The organism is Vibrio sp. 03_296 (assembly GCF_002265885.1).
The window spans coordinates 1-1,845 of record NZ_NPKW01000240.1; the positions used below are offsets into that span (position 1 = coordinate 1).

Below are 1,845 nucleotides of genomic sequence, written 5' to 3' on the forward strand. Positions count from 1 at the left end.
GTGAGAGATAAAGGTCCTTTCTGGCTCATCTACCCGCAATCTTCGTTTCCAAAAGAACTGAATATCGAACGCTACCATTCCCAGATGGTTTGGCAGTTAAAACAAATACATATCGCGAAGTGATGTGAAAACGAATAATGCAAAAACAAACTTAAATCTTTATAAAGGCCCTTTCAACTTCAGCAAAACTGACTTTGCTGGCAGTGACCGTCTGCTTGTTGATCGCCAATCTTGCCCTACTGCAGGAAACGAGAACCTTGGCACGCTCTTACTCAGACTCACAAAATCAAGCCACTTGGTTTCTTTTCAAATCTCTCGAAAGAGTCTTCTCTGAAATTGGTGAGTGAATCGAGTCGCGCCGAAGACAGCAGCTACGACCTCAAGCGAGTCGAACTGAAATATGAGCTCACTTGGAGCCGTTTTGATTTGTTGATCAACAGTCGAGAAAGCGACACCTTTCTCTCGCGAAACGAAGTAAAAGCTTTTCGTCGATCTGTTTACCAATTCCAACGCTAAGAGCAGCCGCTGCAACTCGCACTAACGGTGATGACAACGCCGCTAAACTGTTTTACCGCGAAACCAGCCGCCTTTATCTGTCCATGATCGACTATGTGACAGCGTCATTTCGCGTCGCCAGCCCTTTGTATAAAGAACAGCAGATGCGCGCACACCTGCTCTTCCAAGCTCAGTTTGTGCTGTTAGGCATTTTTGTCTTGTGTGCTGGCTTCATGGCTTATTTCTTCTACAAAGAAGCCCGTTTTCACAAAAAGATGTCGTTAACCGATCCGCTGACTCAATTGACCAACCGTATCGGTATTGTTTTTGCATCATGGATAAGTACATCCAGGACAAAGAGCATTTTTCGATCTACCTATTGGATCTCAATGGCTTCAAAGCCATCAATGACAATCTTGGCCATCAAGCGGGCGATGCCGCATTGCAAGAAGTGGCGCTGCGATTAAAAAAACTGGAAAACGCCTCAGTGCGAGTGTGCCGCATGGGAGGCGATGAATTTGCCGTGCTGTGCAAACATGTCACCAATGACGAACATCAGGTGCTCAAGTCAGGCGATTCATCTAGCTGTTTGTGCCACCGATTGCCCTCGACAAGGCCCAGCTAAGCTTTCCACCAGTTTAGGTCGAGCCTGTTTTCCAGATGATTCAGAAAACGTGGATGCGCTTATCAATCTTGCCGACAAACGCATGTACCGCATGAAGTTTTCTCGCTAGCGCTTATTTGGCAGCATCCAGGTCACCCGATGCTTCCACCCCTTTCCTAATAAAATGCCTTCGTAAAGAAATATCGCGCTCTTAAGGGTTTCTTAAGTTTCGCCTCTTACCTTGTCAGTAACCAACGAGTTAAGGGGCGCATCGATGAAACGGAATCCATCACTCTCGACCGCACAGCCATCACTGCAGTCTGCTGGCGCAAAACTGGATACGACTCAGTTACAACAAGTGAGCTTAGAGATTGTCTATCCACATCATCCCATGTGGGAGGCGAGCTGGTGAGTATGTCAAACAGCGTTATGAGCTGGCCTTTTCCGCCCATTTGCACCAGTTCATGCCCGCTTACTTGGTGTTGGCGCATCAAGCCATCTGCTTTCTCTGTGTGGATTTCGTATAGCGGCAGACGAGCCCCTATTTCTTGAGCAGTACTTAGTTCAGCCCGCCGAACAGGTTCTGTCTCAACGCTTTTCCTCAGACATCCAACGTTCCAACTTAATTGAATTTGGCCATTTGGCCTCGTTCACCAAAGGCACTTCACCCACTCATTTTTATTTGATGGCCGAGATGTTGGTTTCCATGGGTTTCGAATGGTGCATTTTACTGCCACCGACCCACT

3 protein-coding genes and 1 pseudogene are annotated in these 1,845 nt (G+C 47.2%); all 4 read left to right on the forward strand.

Translation table 11 applies throughout. From position 1 onward, the window contains the following. Positions 1 to 123 (forward strand): annotated as a pseudogene (locus CIK04_RS35650) (oxidoreductase); the annotation flags it as partial. A gap of 706 nt (positions 124 to 829) precedes the next feature. Then, positions 830 to 1,120: a GGDEF domain-containing protein gene (locus CIK04_RS33565; RefSeq protein WP_325205750.1), complete on the forward strand. Its 291-nt coding sequence runs from the start codon at positions 830 to 832 to the stop codon at positions 1,118 to 1,120. 253 nt (positions 1,121 to 1,373) lie between these two features. Beyond that, entirely contained in the window at positions 1,374 to 1,511 is a 138-nt protein-coding gene (locus CIK04_RS33570) for a hypothetical protein (protein WP_325205751.1), read from the forward strand. Between the two features lie 111 nt (positions 1,512 to 1,622). Beyond that, on the forward strand, positions 1,623 to 1,845 hold a 223-nt coding region (locus CIK04_RS33575), incomplete at its 3' end, for a thermostable hemolysin (RefSeq protein ID WP_369597167.1).

Coding starts and splice junctions, on each gene's coding strand:
- CIK04_RS33565 (WP_325205750.1), top strand. CDS start 830: ATGGATAAGTACATCCAGGACAAAGAGCATTTTTCGATCTACCTATTG.
- CIK04_RS33570 (WP_325205751.1), top strand. CDS start 1,374: ATGAAACGGAATCCATCACTCTCGACCGCACAGCCATCACTGCAGTCT.